This window comes from Pseudoruegeria sp. SK021 (assembly GCF_002119405.1).
Lineage (GTDB): Bacteria > Pseudomonadota > Alphaproteobacteria > Rhodobacterales > Rhodobacteraceae > Meridianimarinicoccus.
Genome location: NZ_MTBG01000001.1, coordinates 407985 through 424791, shown reverse-complemented (window position 1 = coordinate 424791; position 16807 = coordinate 407985). Strand labels below are relative to the sequence as shown.

At 62.4% G+C, this 16807-nt stretch carries 18 protein-coding genes; 12 read left to right on the top strand and 6 right to left on the bottom strand.

The annotated features are described in order from the left end of the window. Positions 1 to 80 precede the first annotated feature (80 nt). The 8 genes from ccoN (at position 81) to ccoS (ending at position 8051) form a co-directional block, all read left to right on the top strand. Positions 81 to 1682, top strand: coding sequence for a cytochrome-c oxidase, cbb3-type subunit I (ccoN, locus tag BV911_RS02000; RefSeq protein WP_086051893.1), 1602 nt, complete (start codon positions 81 to 83; stop codon positions 1680 to 1682). A gap of 12 nt (positions 1683 to 1694) precedes the next feature. Next, on the top strand, positions 1695 to 2420 hold the full coding sequence (ccoO, locus tag BV911_RS01995) for a cytochrome-c oxidase, cbb3-type subunit II (RefSeq protein ID WP_086051892.1): 726 nt from the start codon (positions 1695 to 1697) through the stop codon (positions 2418 to 2420). An 8-nt stretch (positions 2421 to 2428) separates the two neighbouring features. Then, positions 2429 to 2641, top strand: coding sequence for a cbb3-type cytochrome c oxidase subunit 3 (locus tag BV911_RS01990; RefSeq protein ID WP_086051891.1), 213 nt, complete (start codon positions 2429 to 2431; stop codon positions 2639 to 2641). After that, positions 2638 to 3513 carry a cytochrome-c oxidase, cbb3-type subunit III gene (gene ccoP, locus BV911_RS01985; protein ID WP_086051890.1) on the top strand — a complete coding sequence of 292 codons (876 nt, stop codon included), beginning with the start codon at positions 2638 to 2640 and terminating at the stop codon, positions 3511 to 3513. Before BV911_RS01990 ends, ccoP begins: the two co-directional genes overlap by 4 nt. A 104-nt stretch (positions 3514 to 3617) precedes the next feature. Next, positions 3618 to 5096, top strand: coding sequence for a cytochrome c oxidase accessory protein CcoG (ccoG, locus tag BV911_RS01980; RefSeq protein ID WP_086051889.1), 1479 nt, complete (start codon positions 3618 to 3620; stop codon positions 5094 to 5096). Further along, positions 5096 to 5560 (top strand): FixH family protein, encoded by a 465-nt coding sequence (locus BV911_RS01975; protein ID WP_086051888.1) that lies wholly within the window; start codon positions 5096 to 5098, stop codon positions 5558 to 5560. The genes ccoG and BV911_RS01975 overlap by 1 nt, the downstream gene beginning before the upstream one ends. Positions 5561 to 5565: 5 nt before the next feature. Beyond that, positions 5566 to 7833, top strand: a complete 2268-nt coding sequence (locus tag BV911_RS01970; RefSeq protein ID WP_086051887.1) for a heavy metal translocating P-type ATPase — start codon at positions 5566 to 5568, stop codon at positions 7831 to 7833. After that, positions 7821 to 8051: a cbb3-type cytochrome oxidase assembly protein CcoS gene (gene ccoS / locus BV911_RS01965; protein ID WP_086051886.1), complete on the top strand. Its 231-nt coding sequence runs from the start codon at positions 7821 to 7823 to the stop codon at positions 8049 to 8051. Before BV911_RS01970 ends, ccoS begins: the two co-directional genes overlap by 13 nt. Positions 8052 to 8082: 31 nt before the next feature. Here the strand turns inward: ccoS and BV911_RS01960 are convergent, their stop codons facing one another. After that, entirely contained in the window at positions 8083 to 9621 is a 1539-nt protein-coding gene (locus tag BV911_RS01960; protein WP_086052022.1) for a D-alanyl-D-alanine carboxypeptidase family protein, read from the bottom strand. A 238-nt stretch (positions 9622 to 9859) separates the two neighbouring features. After that, positions 9860 to 10552: an HAD family hydrolase gene (locus tag BV911_RS01955; protein WP_086051885.1), complete on the bottom strand. Its 693-nt coding sequence runs from the start codon at positions 10550 to 10552 to the stop codon at positions 9860 to 9862. A gap of 98 nt (positions 10553 to 10650) precedes the next feature. Between BV911_RS01955 and clpS the strand changes: the two genes are divergently transcribed. From clpS to BV911_RS01940, 3 genes are all read left to right on the top strand, one after another. Then, entirely contained in the window at positions 10651 to 11031 is a 381-nt protein-coding gene (clpS, locus tag BV911_RS01950) for an ATP-dependent Clp protease adapter ClpS (protein ID WP_086052021.1), read from the top strand. Positions 11032 to 11092: 61 nt separating this feature from the next. Next, positions 11093 to 12052 carry a class I SAM-dependent methyltransferase gene (locus BV911_RS01945; RefSeq protein ID WP_240512102.1) on the top strand — a complete coding sequence of 320 codons (960 nt, stop codon included), beginning with the start codon at positions 11093 to 11095 and terminating at the stop codon, positions 12050 to 12052. A gap of 29 nt (positions 12053 to 12081) precedes the next feature. Beyond that, positions 12082 to 12885 (top strand): SDR family NAD(P)-dependent oxidoreductase, encoded by an 804-nt coding sequence (locus BV911_RS01940; protein WP_086051883.1) that lies wholly within the window; start codon positions 12082 to 12084, stop codon positions 12883 to 12885. A 28-nt stretch (positions 12886 to 12913) separates the two neighbouring features. Here the strand turns inward: BV911_RS01940 and BV911_RS01935 are convergent, their stop codons facing one another. Then, positions 12914 to 13294, bottom strand: coding sequence for a hypothetical protein (locus tag BV911_RS01935; protein WP_086051882.1), 381 nt, complete (start codon positions 13292 to 13294; stop codon positions 12914 to 12916). Between the two features lie 96 nt (positions 13295 to 13390). Between BV911_RS01935 and hemF the strand changes: the two genes are divergently transcribed. Then, positions 13391 to 14281 (top strand): oxygen-dependent coproporphyrinogen oxidase, encoded by an 891-nt coding sequence (gene hemF, locus BV911_RS01930; RefSeq protein WP_086051881.1) that lies wholly within the window; start codon positions 13391 to 13393, stop codon positions 14279 to 14281. Positions 14282 to 14302: 21 nt separating this feature from the next. Here hemF and BV911_RS01925 read toward each other — a convergent pair whose 3' ends face one another. The 3 genes from BV911_RS01925 to BV911_RS01915 form a co-directional block, all read right to left on the bottom strand. After that, positions 14303 to 15259: an endonuclease/exonuclease/phosphatase family protein gene (locus BV911_RS01925; RefSeq protein ID WP_086051880.1), complete on the bottom strand. Its 957-nt coding sequence runs from the start codon at positions 15257 to 15259 to the stop codon at positions 14303 to 14305. A 98-nt stretch (positions 15260 to 15357) separates the two neighbouring features. Beyond that, positions 15358 to 16278, bottom strand: coding sequence for an MBL fold metallo-hydrolase (locus tag BV911_RS01920; RefSeq protein ID WP_086051879.1), 921 nt, complete (start codon positions 16276 to 16278; stop codon positions 15358 to 15360). A gap of 104 nt (positions 16279 to 16382) precedes the next feature. Beyond that, positions 16383 to 16805: a metallopeptidase family protein gene (locus tag BV911_RS01915; RefSeq protein ID WP_086051878.1), complete on the bottom strand. Its 423-nt coding sequence runs from the start codon at positions 16803 to 16805 to the stop codon at positions 16383 to 16385. Positions 16806 to 16807 lie beyond the last annotated feature (2 nt).

Genomic DNA, 16807 nt, shown 5'->3' with positions numbered 1-16807 from the left:
TGCGCGCATCAGTTTAAAAGCTGGGGTTGGCCAGCGCCAAGATCAAGAGCCCGGGTTCGGGATTGTTAAGGGAACCAAGAATGACGGATATTTTCAAGCTCATCCTGCTGGGGGGTGTCACCCTCTGCGCAATGATCGCGGCAAATTATGCCCATGATCCTGCGTATAACCTTCACGCTCTGATCATCATGATGCTGGCCGGGCTCGGGTTCCTGTACACGCTGCGCCACATGGACGAGCCCAAAGCCGTGCCGGATACCTCGGGCTATATGGACGAGGTAATCCGCTATGGCGTGGTCGCGACAGTGATCTGGGGGCTGGTTGGGTTCCTTGCCGGTACCTTCATCGCCATGCAACTGGCATTTCCCGTGCTCAATTTCGAATGGGCCCAACCCTATCTGAATTTCGGACGGCTGCGGCCGCTGCACACCTCGGCGGTGATTTTTGCCTTCGGCGGCAATGCGTTGATCGCCACGTCGTTCTACGTGGTCCAGCGCACCAGCGCGGCGCGCCTTTGGGGCGGAAATCTGGCGTGGTACGTGTTCTGGGGCTATCAGCTGTTCATCGTGATGGCGGCCACGGGCTATGTTCTGGGCGGCACCCAATCCAAGGAATACGCTGAACCTGAATGGTATGTGGATATCTTGCTGACGGTGGTTTGGCTGGCGTATCTGGCCATCTTTGTCGGCACGCTGGTGAACCGGCGCGAAAAGCACATCTATGTGGCGAACTGGTTCTATCTGGCCTTCATCATCACGGTGGCGATGCTGCATGTGATCAACAACATCTCGATTCCGGTGTCGATCTTCGGCTCGAAATCGGTGCAGCTCTTTTCGGGTGTGCAGGATGCCATGACCCAGTGGTGGTACGGCCACAACGCGGTGGGCTTCTTCCTGACGGCCGGCTTCCTTGGGATGATGTATTACTTCGTGCCGAAACAGGCCGAGCGTCCGGTCTATAGCTATAAACTGTCGATCATCCACTTCTGGGCGCTGATCTTTCTCTATATCTGGGCCGGTCCGCACCACCTGCATTACACCGCGCTGCCCGACTGGGCCTCGACCCTTGGGATGGTGTTCTCGATCATGCTATGGATGCCCAGCTGGGGCGGCATGATCAACGGTCTGATGACGCTGTCGGGCGCGTGGGACAAGCTGCGCACCGATCCGGTCATTCGGATGATGGTGGTCTCCATCGGCTTTTACGGCATGTCCACCTTCGAGGGGCCGATGATGTCGATCCGGGCGGTCAACTCGCTTAGCCACTATACCGACTGGACCATTGGTCACGTGCATTCCGGGGCGCTTGGCTGGAACGGCATGATCACCTTTGGCGCGCTCTATTACCTTGTGCCCGCGTTGTGGAAGCGTAAGGCGCTGTATTCGCTGCCAATGGTGTCTTGGCACTTCTGGTTGGCGACAATCGGGATCGTGCTTTACGCGGCGTCGATGTGGGTCACCGGGATCATGGAAGGTCTGATGTGGCGCGAGGTCGATTCAAACGGCTTCCTCGTCAACTCTTTTGCAGACACCGTGGCGGCAAAGCATCCGATGTATGTGGTGCGGGCGTTGGGTGGACTGATGTATGTGGCCGGTGGCGTGATCATGGCCTGGAACCTCTGGTTGACGGTGACCCGTGGCGAGGCGAAAGCCGAAACCTCTGCCGCTGTCGCCGCCGAATAAGGATTTTTGACCATGGCTTTTCTCGACAAACACAAAATCCTTGAAACCAATGTCACCCTTCTGGCGGTGTTCAGCTTCGTTGTCGTTGCCATCGGCGGCATCGTGGAAATCGCGCCGCTGTTCTACTTGCAGAACACCATCGAAAAGGTCGAGGGCATGCGCCCCTACTCGCCGTTGGAACTGACCGGGCGCGACATCTATGTCCGTGAGGGCTGCTATGTCTGTCACAGCCAGATGATCCGCCCGATGCGCGACGAGGTGGAGCGGTATGGCCATTACAGCCTTGCCGCGGAATCGATGTATGACCATCCGTTCCAATGGGGCTCAAAGCGAACCGGGCCAGATCTGGCCCGGGTGGGAGGGCGCTATTCGGATGAATGGCATGTGGCCCACCTGCGCGATCCGGAATCCGTGGTGCCGGAATCGATCATGCCGAAATACGCCTTCTTGGGAAATACGCGGATTGAGGCGACTCATGTGCAGGATCTGCTGAAAACTCACCGGTTGGTGGGGGTTCCCTACACCGATGAGATGATCCAGAACGCCGCCGTCGATTTCCGCAATCAGGCCAACCCGGACAGCGATTATGATGCGCTGCTGGAACGCTATCCGGGGGCGCAGGTTCGCAATTTCGACAATGAGCCGGGCATCTCGGAAATGGATGCCTTGATCGCCTACCTGCAAATGCTGGGCACGCTGGTCGATTTTTCGACCTTCACGCCTGACGACAGCCGATAGGGGGCAGGATGGACACCTATTCCCTTTTACGGCAATTCGCGGACAGCTGGATGCTGCTCTTCATGACGGTGATCTTTGTCGGCATCCTGATCTGGGTGCTGACAGGCCGCAAGCAAAGCTATCGCGACACCGCTAATATCATCTTCCGGCACGATGACGGCCCGGCCGAAACCGCGCCGCAACCCGCTGTGCAGGATCGCGACAAGGAGACCCGGTTATGACTGGCCCCAAAGACACCGGCCCCAAAGACCTCGAGGGCGACGTTCCCACCACCGGCCACAGCTGGGACGGGATCGAAGAATATGACAATCCGATGCCGCGTTGGTGGCTTTATACCTTCTATGCCTGCATCGTCTGGGCGATTGGCTATTCCATCGCCTATCCGGCTTGGCCGCTGATTTCCGGGGCGACCTCTGGTTTGCTGGGCTATTCGACCCGGGGGCAGGTGGCCGATGAAATGGCCAGCGCCGAGGCGGCGAATGCCGAGATCAACGCACAACTGGCGGCGGTGGACCTGCCGGGGATTCTCGAGACCCCGGAATTGCAGCAATACGCCTTCAGCAAGGGCGCTGCGGTGTTCCGGACCAACTGTTCCCAGTGTCACGGTTCGGGCGCGGCCGGAGCCAAGGGCTTTCCCAACCTGCTGGATGACGATTGGCTTTGGGGCGGCACGATGGAGGATATTCACGCCACCGTCACCCATGGCATTCGCAACACCACCGATCCTGAGGCGCGCTATTCCGAGATGCCCGCTTTTGGCGATTTGCTTAGCCGATCGGAAATCGCGGAAGCGGCCAATTACGTGCAAAGCCTGTCGGGGCCGGCAAATGATCCCACGCTGGTCGCGGCCGGTCAGACCGTGTTCGAAGAAAACTGCACCGCCTGCCACATGGATGGCGGCATCGGCAGCCGGGAGTTGGGCGCGCCGAACCTGTCCGACGCGGTCTGGCTGTATGGCGGCGATTACGACACGTTGGTCGCCACCATCACCAACAGCCGTTTTGGCGTCATGCCGGACTGGGGTTCGCGCCTGACCGAGGCCGACATCCGCGCCGTGACGACCTATGTCCACCAACTTGGCGGTGGCGAATAGGCGCAAGCCCTCAGGCGGGTCCCGGTTTGATACAGATCAGGGCCCGTCCTATATGGCGTATGTACCATACGCCATAAATCCCCCCAAAGACCGGACCCCGCCCGATGAGTTCTTCTGATGGCCTTTACGCCGCCCGCGAACCGATTTTCCCGAAACGTGTCTCGGGGCGTTTCCGTCGTCTGAAATGGGCGATTATGGCGGTGACACTGGCGATCTATTACGTGACGCCGTGGATCAGATGGGATCGCGGCCCGGAATTGCCCGATCAAGCGGTTCTGATCGATCTTGCCGGGCGGCGGTTCTTTTTCTTCTGGATCGAGATCTGGCCGCACGAATTTTACTTCGTCGCCGGATTGCTGATCATGGCCGGCTTGGGCCTATTCCTGTTTACGGCGGCCTTGGGGCGGGTGTGGTGCGGCTATACCTGTCCGCAAACCGTCTGGACCGACCTGTTCATTCTGGTCGAGCGTTGGATCGAAGGCGATCGCAATGCCCGCATCCGGCTTTGGCGCGCCGATTGGGATGGCAAGAAGGTCCGCCTGCGGGTGACCAAATGGATCGTCTGGATTCTGATCGCGGTGGCGACCGGCGGCGCGTGGGTGTTCTATTTCGCCGATGCGCCGACACTGTTGCATGATCTCGTCACCCTGACTGCGCATCCTGTGGCCTATACCACCGTAGCTTTGCTGACCGCGACCACCTTTGTTTTCGGCGGGCTGATGCGGGAACAGGTCTGCATCTATATGTGTCCGTGGCCGCGGATTCAGGCGGCGATGATGGATGAAGATACCATCACCGTGGCCTATCGCGATTGGCGGGGCGAGCCGCGCGGACGGCACCGCAAGCGCGACGTTCTGGTGGCCGAAACCACCCGCACCGCCACCCCGGCGGCCCTCAGCCCGGCACCAGTTCTGGCCGAGCCGGGCGATTGCATCGACTGCATGGCCTGCGTCAATGTCTGCCCCATGGGGATCGACATTCGCGACGGCCAGCAAATGGAATGCATCACCTGCGCCCTGTGTATCGATGCCTGCGATGAAATCATGGACAAGGTCGGCAAGCCGCGTGGCTTGATTGATTATATGGCCCTGACCGACGAAGCCCATGAACGGACCGGCGCACCCAGCATTCCGGTCTGGAAACATATCTTCCGCCTGCGCACGATCATCTACACCGCGCTCTGGGGCGGGATCGGGGTCGGCTTGGTGGTGGCGCTGTTCGTTCGGCCAGACCTCAGCTTTACCGTCGCGCCGATCCGCAACCCGGTCTATGTCACCATGTCCGATGGAACGATCCGCAACGCCTATGACCTGCGCCTGCGCAACAAACAGGGCGAGGACCGGCCGTTCCGCATTTCGATCACCTCGGATGCGGCGCTGCGCGTGCAGGCCGAAGGGTCGGATGATGCCATTGTGTCGGTCCCGGCGGACACCACCAAGCAACAGCGGATTTATATCATGGCGCCTCCGGGGGCACCGGCGGCCCTGCGTGACAGCACCGATGTGCGGATCTGGGTACAGGATATGGTCAGCGACGAGCGGGCCGAGAAAGAAACCATCTTCAACGGAACGGGACAGAACTGATGCGCGAGATTACTGGTCGTAAGGTTTTGATTTTCACCGTTGCCGCGTTCGGGATCATCATCGCCGTGAACCTGACCCTTGCCTTTCAGGCCGTGCGGACTTTTCCCGGGCTTGAGGTGAAAAACTCGTATGTCGCCAGTCAGTCCTTCGATGTGGACCGGGCCGCGCAAGAAGCTTTGGGTTGGGATGTTTGGGCTGAGTTCGATGACGAGCAGTTGACCGTGTCCTTCACCCAAGCGGATGGCAGCCCCGCTGATGTGGTCGGGCTGACAGCGCTGGTGGGCTGGGCGACCAGCACCCATGACGACTTCACGCCGGAATTTTCGCGCCGCGATGCCGGGACCTTTGTGGCCCCAGCGGACATGGCCCGGGGAAACTGGAACATCCGGCTCGAGGCGCAGGCCCCGGACGGGACCGTCTTTCGACAGCGGGTCGTTCTGCATGTCGGCATGACCAAGGCCTGACGCCGATGGTTATGGCCTGCCCTGGCTGCGTCGGTGCCGAGGCCGCCGAAAGCCTCGCCCGCCACGGGCTGGGAACGGGCAGCGGCACCGCCCATGTCCTGTCGCTGCCGAGCATCCATTGCGGTGGGTGTATTTCGGCGGTGGAGCGGGCTTTGCTGGCCAGTCCGGGGGTGCGTGAGGCCCGGGTCAATCTGACCTTGAAACGGGCCAGCATCACCGCCGAAGACGACGTGACGGCGGATGCGCTGATCGATGTGCTGAGCCGGGCCGGGTTCGAGGCGCATGAGCTGGATGCGGACACTTTGGGCCAAAGCGGACTTGACCGAGATGGCCGCGAATTGCTGATGCGTCTGGGGGTTGCCGGTTTTGCGGCCATGAACGTGATGCTGCTCTCGGTGGCGGTCTGGTCCGGGGCCGAAGATGCCACCCGCGATCTGTTCCACTGGCTAAGCGCTGTCATCGCCTTGCCCGCCATCGCGTTTTCGGCCCAGCCATTCTTTCGCAACGCCCTGTCGGCCCTCACGCATCGGCGCCTCAATATGGATGTGCCGATCTCGTTGGCCATCTTGCTGGCGGCGGGGACATCGCTGTCGGAAACCATGCAGGGCGGGGCCCATGCTTATTTCGACGCGGCCCTGACCCTGACCTTCTTTCTGCTGGCCGGGCGCTATCTGGATCACCGGACCCGTGCGGTGGCGCGGTCGGCGGCCCGGGAACTGGCGGCGCTGGAACTGCCTCGCGCCACCCGGATCACCGGCGAGCAGGCGGAAACCGTGCCGCTGGGCGATCTGGTGGTGGGTGATCTGGTGCGGGTGCTGCCGGGCAATCGCATGCCGGTGGACGGGATCATCACCGATGGTCATAGCGAATTGGACCGCTCGCTGTTGACCGGTGAGACCCTGCCGGTGCCTGTCGCCCCGGGCGATGCTGTCCGCGCGGGCGAGATCACCTTGACCGGCCCGCTGGTCCTGCGCGCCACCGCGATCGGACGGGACAGCACCTTGCATGCCCTGACCGAACTGGTCGCCGTGGCCGAAGCCGGACGGGCCAATTATTCGCCGCTGGCCGATCAGGCGGCACGGCTTTACGCGCCCTTCGTCCATATCTTAGCGGCACTGTCGTTTCTGGGCTGGTATCTGGCCACCGGCGATACCCGGGTGGCGCTGAACATCGCGGCGGCGGTGCTGATTATCACCTGTCCCTGCGCGCTGGGGCTGGCGGTGCCTGCTGTGACCACGGCGGCCTCAGGGCGGCTGTTCCGGCAAGGATTGCTGGTCAAACATCCCACCGCGCTGGAACGGTTGGCCGAGGTGGACACCGTGGTTTTCGACAAGACCGGCACTTTGACCACCGGAACGCCAGTCCTGTTGGACCCGGCAGGGACGGTGCCGCTGCATCTGGCTTTGGCCGCTGGGGTCGGTGCCGGATCGGCGCACCCGTTGGCGCGGGCGCTGGTCGCCGCCGCCCGGGATGCCGGGATCACGCCCGAAGTGGTGGACGATCTGACCGAGGTGCCGGGCTTTGGGGTGCAGGCAACTTGGCAGGGGCGTGCAGTTGCGCTGGGACGCGCGGACTGGCTGGATGCGGCCGAGCATAGCGACGGCAGCCCCGCGACGTGGCTGCGGATTGGCACAGACCCGGCGGTGCCGTTTGTCTTCGCCGACCGTCTGCGCCCCGGTGCGGCCGCCGCCGTAGCCGCCTTGCAAGCCCAAGGGCTGACGGTGCGCCTGCTGTCGGGCGATACTGAGGCGGTGGTGGCGCGCATGGCGGCGCGGGTCGGAATCGTGGATTGGCAGTCGCGGGCGACACCCGCCGACAAGGCCGCCCAGATTGCCGCGATCACTGCCGCAGGGCACCGGGTTCTGATGGTGGGCGACGGTTTGAATGACACCGCCGCCTTGCGCGCGGCCCATATCTCCATCGCGCCGGCTGCGGGGTTGGATGCCGCGCGGGTGGCCGCCGATATCGTCCTGTTGGGCAACGATCTGTCCACCCTTGCGCCCGCCCGGCAGACCGCTCGGCTGGCGACCCGGCGCATCAAACAGAATTTCCAGATTGCCACCGCCTATAACATCATCGCTGTGCCCCTTGCCGTGGCAGGGCTGGCCACGCCGCTGGTGGCGGCGCTGGCCATGTCGATCTCGTCGCTGACGGTGTCGCTGAACGCGCTGCGCCTTGGGCGGCGAACCGTGCCGACGGCTAAGGCGGCCGGGGCAGGGGAGGGGCAGCGCCAGAGCGCCGATGCCGGAAAGGCAACGACATGGATGTCCTGAGGTTCCTGATCCCGGCGTCGCTGGCCTTGGGCGGGGTCGGGCTGCTGGCCTTCATCTGGACCTTGCGCGGCGATCAGTATGACGATCCCGATGGCGATAGTCGCCGGATTCTGTCTGGGGATTGGGACGATCAGCCCAAGCCAAAACGCGGCGAGGCCCCCGCAACGGCGGAGGCCCCAAACGTGTCGTCAAATTCCGACCCTAACCCGAAAGCGTGACAGGCCGCACGCTGGGACCGGCCCTTGTCGGTTACGGACCGAAGGTGGTGCAGGTCTGGCTGCGGGCTTGCAAGCGCTGGCAGGCCAGCGATGCGCTGCGTTCGTCCAGTCCCACGAAATCTGCAGAATAGCCCTTCTTGGTCTGCACGACCTTGCGCAGGGCCTTGTCTAACGTGCCGATCTCGACCAGCGCGGTTTGCAACAGCACCCGCTCGGCCTCATAGCGGCTGTTATAGTTGCCGACGGTGATGCCCCAATGGCGATCGCCAGAGGTCGAGACCCGCGGCACCACGGTTGCCGCCGGCTGGGCTGCGGCCACTTCGGTGATCGCGGCGCCGCCGCTGGTGCTGCCCATGGTGTCAGAGGACGAGAAGGTGATGATCGCTGGACGTGGCAGCGGCGGCGTGACGGTGGCCACGGCGTATTCCGTTGCGGTTAGCGGCGTCTCGTCCGGGGTGCTTGCCGGGCTGGAGGTCACATCTGGCCGGGCGACCGGCACAACCGCCGCGAGGCTGGCCAGTTGGGTGCCGGTTTGTGCCGGAACTGATGCGGGGACCGCGGCTGTCGAGGCTGCCGTGGCCACCGCGAGATCCTGCAAGCTGTCCTCGATGCTGTCTTGAAGCCCGGCGATGACCGGGGCGCTTGGGGCTGGACTGCGCGACGGGCGCGACACGGGCCGGGTGCTGACGACGACAACCGCAAGGGTGGATGATTTGACCGTAGCGGGTGCAGTACTGCCCGAAGACTTGGACGAGGCCACCAGCATCGGCCCCAGATTGGGTCGGCCGGGGGCGCGGACGCTGGCGCGTTTTGGCGCCTTTTTAAAGCCGACGTCCAGCAGTTCTGCCACCCGGGCATTGCGGGCCGCGCTTGAGGACCCGCCGAACATGGTGGCGATCACGCGCACGTTGCCCCGCTGGGCCGATGCCACCAGGTTGAAGCCCGCCGCCACCGTATAGCCGGTCTTGATGCCGTCAGCGCCTGAATAGGCATCCAACAACCGTCGGTTGGTGTTGTAGACGGTCTTGCCGCCAGCATCGGTGCTGCGGCGCGAGAACAGATTATAATATTCGGGGTAATGATAGAACAGCGCGCGCCCCAAGGTCGTCATGTCCCGCGCCGTGGAATAATGCCCGGTTTGGGTCAGGCCGTGCGGGTTTTTGAAGTTGGTGTTCTTCATGCCAAGGGCTTGGGCCGTCTGTGTCATCCGCTCGGTAAAGGCGGCTTCGGACCCAGAGATAGCTTCGGCCATGGTCAGCGCTGCGTCATTGGCTGATTTCACTGCCGAGGCCCGAATCAGATAGCGCAGCGCGATCTTCTGCCCCGATTTGAGGTACAGTTTCGATGGCGGCTGCGATGCCGCCTTTTTCGAAACGGTCACCTTGGTATCGAGTGAGATTTCGCCGCGCTGGACCGCATCAAAGACGACATAGAGCGTCATCATCTTGGTCAGCGATGCCGGGTGCAACCGGGTGTCGGCGTTCTTGGAATGCAGCACCTCGCCGGTCCGTGCATCGATCACCATCGCCGCATAGGGCGCAGCCTGCGCCGGACCTGATGGCAGTGTCATCGCCAAAATTAAAACCGAAAAACACACCGCCCACAGTGTGGCGACTTGCCTAAGACGTTGCATCACGTCACCTGCCTCTTATTTTCTGCTCACTGCCGATGTTTCGGTCAGTATGGTTGCCTGTGGGTTAACCGTAGCACAGAAAGTAGAAATTCACAGACCTATTGAGCGGAGTTTCCGTCATGGAAGGCAGTGCGCAGATGTAGAAGGCCGTCTCGGGCGCGGCCCTAGATTTGCCTCAGACCTGTTGCAAAAGTGCCGCAAGTCCACCGAGATCGGGCAATTCGAAATAGCGCCGTTGGTCGGTCGGTGGCTCGGCGTGTTCCAAGGCCCAGATCTGGCCTTGCGGCACGAAAACCCCGGTCGCCCCGGCGGCGATGGCGGGCAGAACGTCGGATTTCATCGAATTTCCCACCATCACCGCCTGATCCGTCTGGGCGCCGTGGCGCGCAAAGATGCCGCGATAGACATCGGGCGTCTTGTTGCTGACAATCTCAACGCCGTGGAACAATTCGCCCAAGCCCGATTGGGCCAATTTGCGTTCCTGATCCAGCAGATCGCCCTTGGTAATCAGGACCACCTGACAGGTCTCTGCGGCGGCAATGACCGCTTCCCGGGCATGGGGCAGCAGGTCGATCGGGTGCGACAGCATCTCTTTTCCGGCCTCGACGATCTCGCGGATGATCCGGGCGGGGACGCGATCATCGGTGATCTCGATGGCGGTTTCGATCATCGACAGCACAAAGCCTTTGACGCCAAATCCGTATTGGCCGAGATTGCGTCGTTCGGCTGCAAGCAGGCGTTCGGCCAAGTGGTCGGGGTCGGCATGATCGCGCAATAGATCGGCGAATCGCTGTTCGGTCAGGCGAAAGAATTGCTCGTTGTGCCACAACGTGTCATCCGCATCGAAGCCGACAATGGTTACTGTCACACTGAAGAATCCTTACATTTTTTTCGGAACCCTTCTGGCATTGTCCGCGTAGGCACGTCACCCCCCCTTTTCACTGGCCCATAAGCGCCTATATGCTGATGCCAGACCTTTTGGACCACGACCCGCGGAGTTTTGATTTGCAACCTGTGCCACCGATCCTGTCCGACGGACCTGGGGGAATCGACAGCGAATCCGGGATTGTTACCAAGACCCGGTCTAAAACGCAGCGCCCGCCGCTGTATAAGGTATTGATCCTGAATGACGACTACACGCCCATGGAATTTGTGGTTCATGTGCTGGAGCGGTTTTTCGGGCTGACCCATTCGCAAGCGTTTGAGGTGATGTTGACGGTGCATAAGAAAGGCGTGGCCGTGGTCGGAGTGTTCTCGTTCGAGATTGCTGAGACCAAGGTCGGCCAAGTCATGGATTTTGCCCGTCGTCACCAACATCCGCTGCAATGCACAATGGAAAAGGAATAGCCGGTTCGCCGGCGCTTTAATGGCTGTTTCTCGACTTCTTACAGCGGTTGACCAGGGATTAATGTCCCTCGCGCCGCACATGTCCGTTCTGGTCATCGGTGCTACCGATGGCACCATGTTGTCCGGTCTTCCCACCGAGCGGCTTGTCGTCGTTCAGGGCCAGCGCCCGGATTTTGACCGGCTGGTGGCGGATGGCTTTGCCCCGAAACCGGCACTGGACGGGGATGAGGCCGGGTTCGACGTGGCCGTGGTGATTCTGCCCCGGGCCCGGGCCTTGGCATGGCACTGGATCGCCCAAGCCACCGCGGCTCTCGCGCCCGGCGGGTTGCTGGTGGTCGATGGGGCGCGCACCGATGGAATCGACAGCCTGTATCGGGCCTGCCGTGGCCATCTGGAGGACGGCGATTGCCTGGCCAAGGCGCATGGCCGGCTGTTCTGGGGCCGCCCGGCGGTGGGTGCCTTCGCGGATCAAGCGAAAGACGCGCTGTCAGGCGCGATCATCCCAGACTTTCAGACCGGACCGGGGCTGTTCTCGGCGGATCATGTGGATCCGGGCTCGGCGGCGCTTGCGGCGCAGCTGGACGGCAAGCTGTATGGCAAGGTCGCGGATCTGGGGGCTGGTTGGGGCTATCTCACGGCTGAGATCCTGAAAGCCCCCAAAGTCGTCACTGTGCATGCGGTTGAAGCGGATCATGCGGCGCTGGAAGCGGCCCGGCTTAATCTGTCGGATCCGCGGGTGAAGTTCGATTGGGCTGACGCGACCCGGTGGCAGGGGGCCAGCGGTCTGGATGCGGTGGTGATGAACCCGCCCTTCCATATCGGCCGCAAGCCCGATCCGTCCCTTGGCCGCGCCTTCATTGCGACGGCGGCCCGGGTTCTGGCCCCGAAAGGGGTTTTGTGGATGGTCGCGAATCGCCATCTGCCCTATGAGCCCTGTTTGGAGAGCCTGTTCTCCGAGACCGAAGAACGTCCCGGGACGGCTGCCTTTAAAATTCTCCGCGCCAGCAAGCCGCGTCGCTGACGCTGCCACCAGCTAAGGAATCGCTTACCGTGTCTTTCTCTGTCGACGGAAAAACTGCGATTGTCACCGGGGCTGCAAACGGCATTGGCTTCGCGATTGCCCGGCATCTGCTGGATGCCGGGGCGAATGTCATGTTCGCGGATATGGACGAGGCCCGCCTGAAGGAAGAACTGTCCGGCGAAGAGGACAATCCCAAGGTCGCCTATTTCGCCGGGGATCTGCGCGAAAAGCTGACATTGGCCAATCTGATGTCGGCCACGATCGACGCCTTTGATCGCTTGGATATTCTGGTCAATGCCAGCCGCGAGGTCGCCTTCGTCGACCCGCTAGAGCCGCTGGATGAGATCGTCGAAAACCAGTTGCAACAGAACCTGATGATCAGCTTGCGGTTGTCGCAAATGGCGGCCCGCCAAATGACCGCGCAGGTCGAAGAGGGCGCCCCGGACGGGCCGGTCGGCGCGATCATCAACCTGTCTTCAATTGCAGCGCGGCGGACCCGGCCGGAGCTTCTGGCCTTTTCGGTCTCGACGGCGGCGCTGGACCAGTTCACCCGCTCCTTGGCGGTGGCGCTGGCCCCGCAGCGGATTCGGGTGAACGGGGTGGCCTTCGGATCGGTCATGTCATCCAGCCTGCAAGCAACCCTGAAAGAGAACCCGGATTACCGGGCTGACATTCTGGCGCATACGCCACTGGCGCGGATTGCCAGCGCGGCTGAGGTGTCCGAAACGGTCCGCTATTTGGCGTCGGACGGCTCTGGCTTCATGACCGGGCAAATCCTGACGGTGGATGGCGGGCGCAGCCTGATCGATCCGGTCTCCACGCCGGCGCATTGACGGGCGCGTTACTCGGCGCGCACCGGGTCTAACCGGGGGTGCCGACCGGCGCTTGGCAGGCCTGAACTGGCCCGGCGGTCGCGGTTTGCAATTCGGCCTGCTTGGCCCGCAGAGAGGCCAATTTGCGCCCTTCCTCGGCAGCGTCGATGGCCACGGCCCGCCTTTGGACCCGATTGGTGTCGCCGGTGCAGAACAGAAATCCGCCGCCACCGCCCGTACAAATGTCAAAGCCAATCTGAACCGGGCTGGGTTCCAGCACATAGGCATAGCCACGGGCGATATTGACTTCGGTTTCCGCGATCAGGGCGTTGACGGTGCGCAGATCGGCGGTGGCACGGCGCAGGCAGCGGTCTTCCGGACTGGCGCAGGCAGCAAGACACAAGCAGGACAGCACAAGCGCACGAACCATGACGCGACTCCTTCAGCGGCAGATTGCAGCAAATCTCTGCGGTGTGTGGCACGCCGTCAACCGCTCTGTTACTGGACTGCCAAAACAGGAGTTTCCATGACCGATCCGTTTGACGCGCAGAAAACCCGTGCTTCGGTCTGGTTTCGTGATTTACGCGACCAGATTGTCCATGCCTTCGAGGCCTTGGAAGACCAACAGACCGAGGGGCCGTTCGCCGGGCGCGAGGCTGGCCGGTTCGAGGTCTCGGAAACCCGGCGCGCCGGAACCGCAGGCGAGGATGCCGGCGGCGGGCTGATGTCAGTGATGCGCAATGGCCGGGTGTTCGAAAAAGTCGGCGTCAATGTCTCTACCGTTTATGGCACCTTGGGTGAACGGGCGCAGGCGGCGATGGCGGCCCGCGGCGTGCCGGGCATGGACAGTGATCCGCGGTTCTGGGCTTCGGGGATCAGTCTGGTGGCCCATATGCAGAACCCGCACACCCCGGCGGTGCATATGAACACCCGGATGTTCTGGACCCCGAATGCGGTCTGGTTTGGCGGCGGTGCCGACCTGAACCCCTGTCTGGAATATCCCGCCGACACCGCCGCGTTTCATGCCGCCCTGCAAGGGGCCTGCGATGCCCATGACCCGGCCTATTACGACCGCTTCAAGGACTGGGCCGACCGGTATTTCTTTGTCCCGCATCGGGGCCGGGCACGCGGCGTTGGCGGTATTTTCTATGATGATCTGAATACCGGCGATTGGGAGGCCGATTTCGCCTTCACCCAATCGGTCGGCCGCGCCTTCCTGCCCGCGTTCCTGCCGCTGACCGAGGCGCGCCGCAATATGCCGTGGACCGAGGCGGACAAGGACGCGCAACTGGTGCATCGGGGGCTCTATGCCGAATATAATCTGGTCTATGACCGTGGCACCAAATTCGGTCTGGAAACCGGCCATGACGCCTCTGCCGTGCTGATGAGCCTGCCGCCACTGGCGAAGTGGGTTTAACGTCGGGCTGTCCGCCGCATTCTACGGCGCGGCGGGCAGGCTGATTTCGGCCAACAGGCCGCGATGATCCGAGCCGAGCCCGTCGCCCCAAGGCTCCAGCCGCCGCAATACTGGACCGTCCCGCACCAGAATATGGTCCAGCGGAACCGCCAGCGGCCCAGCGGCGGCAGGCCAAGTGGGGATGGGCCGCCGGGGCAGGGCCAACCCGGTGCTGCGCGCAACCCAGCGCATCCGTTGGCTCCAAGGGGCGCTGTTGAAATCTCCGGCAACAATCAGTGGCCCGTCGATGCCATTTATCGTGGTAAGGACACTGTCCATCTCTACCTCGGTAATGCCATAATACCATGGTTTGATCAGATGCATCGCCGCCAGCGTTAGCGGGGCGCGACCGGGCAGATCCAGTTCCAGCACCATGATCCGGTCCGCTTGCAAGGGGCCGGGCTGAATGCGCACCGTTTTGGCCACCGGGATGCGTGACAAGGCCACAATCCCGCAGGTGGTGTCACACCCCGTCTGATACGGAAATGCCTCGGTCAGCCGGTGCCGGATGCCGCGCAAATAGCCCGGTTCGGCCAATAGCACCACATCGGCTTCCGAGGCGATCAGCGCCGCCACCATCCGATCCGGGTCGGTCGGATTGGTCCATAGCATGTTGTACCACAGCACGGTCAGGTCGTTGCGCGCCGTCGCATCGACAGGCTGGGACATGGCGCGATGCTGGACAACCAGTCCGGCCCCGCCGATCAACGTGCCAAGCAACAGGACAAGCGCCAACAAGCGCCCCCCCAACAGCGCGACCGCAGCAATGACCGGCAAAGCGGCCAAAAGCAGTTGCGGCGCCGCGCTTTCCAGAATCCGCGCTAAGGTTCCGATCAGGGTGAGATCTGGAAAGAATTGCGCGGTGAGGGCGATTGCCGGACCCAAAATGGCGATCGGCGCAAGCACCCCGAGCAGCACAAGACGGGTTTGGTCACGCATTACGCTCGTCAACTCCTGTCACAGGACAGGTGCACACCCGCCATTATCATCATGGCGGGTGTGCCTGATATATCTTAGGAAATCATCAAGAAACCCGGTTAGGTCAGCATCATCTGATAGCTGGATGGCACATAGTGGAAGCCGTCGCCGCGCGTTTCGACATAGCCCATCGCCGGGAAGGGCATGTGATAGCCGATGAACGGGGTTTTGTCGGCGGCCAGCATGCTCAGCACCCGGCGGCGCGATTCGGCGGCGGCGTCTTTCTGGACATCAAAGCTAACCTCCCAATCGGGATAGGCCAAGGACCAGACATAATGATTGGCCAGATCGGCAAACAGCATCAGCTGTTGCCCGCCACTGTCCAGCATATAGCCCATGTGGCCCGGGGTGTGTCCGAACGCGGCCACCGGCGTGATGCCGGGGATGAGCGCGGTGCCATCTTCGACGAAGGTCATCTTGTCGTTCAACGGCACCACTTTGCCGGTGAAGGTGTCGTTCGGGTTCTCGGTCCAGTAGTTATGCTCGACGGCGCCGGTCACGTATCGGGCGTTGGTGAAGGTTTCGCCGCCATCACCCATCAGGCCGCCGACGTGATCGCCATGCATATGGGTCAGCACGACCGTGTCGATTTGGTCTGGGGAATAGCCCGCTGCGGCCAGCACGCCGGTGATCCCTTCAGGGTTGAGGCCGGTGTCGAACAGCACCAATTCCGTGCCGGTATTCACCAGCGTCGGGGTAAAGAAGAACTGCGCCTTGTCGGTGGGAATGAAATTCGCCGCCGACACCTCGGCAAAGTCCTCGTCCGAGGCGTTCAGGCCGAAAATCTTGTGCGGCTCGGGCACGGTGCGGGTGCCGCCCAGCAGGGCGGTGACTTCGAAATCCCCCAGTACAAAGCGATTGAAGGTCGGGGATGCGGCCCCCAACATTTCGCCCGAGGCGTGGACTTGCGAAGCGGCGGTGGCGGCCAATGGCAGGGCGGCTGTCGCGGCAAGGGCGTGGCGGCGCGTCATCAGGGTCATTGTGGCTCTCCAAGGAAATGTGCATGGCAAGAGTTAGCCAGATCGCACCAGTTTTCTAGCAGAATTCGCCGCCCGGACAAAGCGCCGGGTCACAATTGCGTGGGTCACTCCCACCAGCGGTCGATCCGGGCAATGTCGTCATCCGACCAGCCCAGATGATGGGCCAGTTCATGCACCAATACATGGGTCACCAGATCGCCAAGGCCCACATCGCCGCGCGCGACCCATTCATCCAGAATGGCGCGGCGAAACAGCCAGATCACGTCCGGCCCGTTCGGCTGGTCCATCACCGACTTTTCGGTCAGGGGGATGCCATCATAAAGCCCGGTCAGCGCAAAGGCATCCTCGATCTCCAAGGCCTCCAGCATGGCGTCGCTGGCGAAATCCTCGACCCGCAGCACGATGCCTTGCGCGGCCGCAGCAAAGGCCGGTGGCACGCTGGCCAGCGCCGATCGCGCCAAGGTGTCGATCAGGTCAAGATCCGGGGCTGTGGCCTCGGCAAGCGGATGGGGCGTGGGGTCGGTCATGG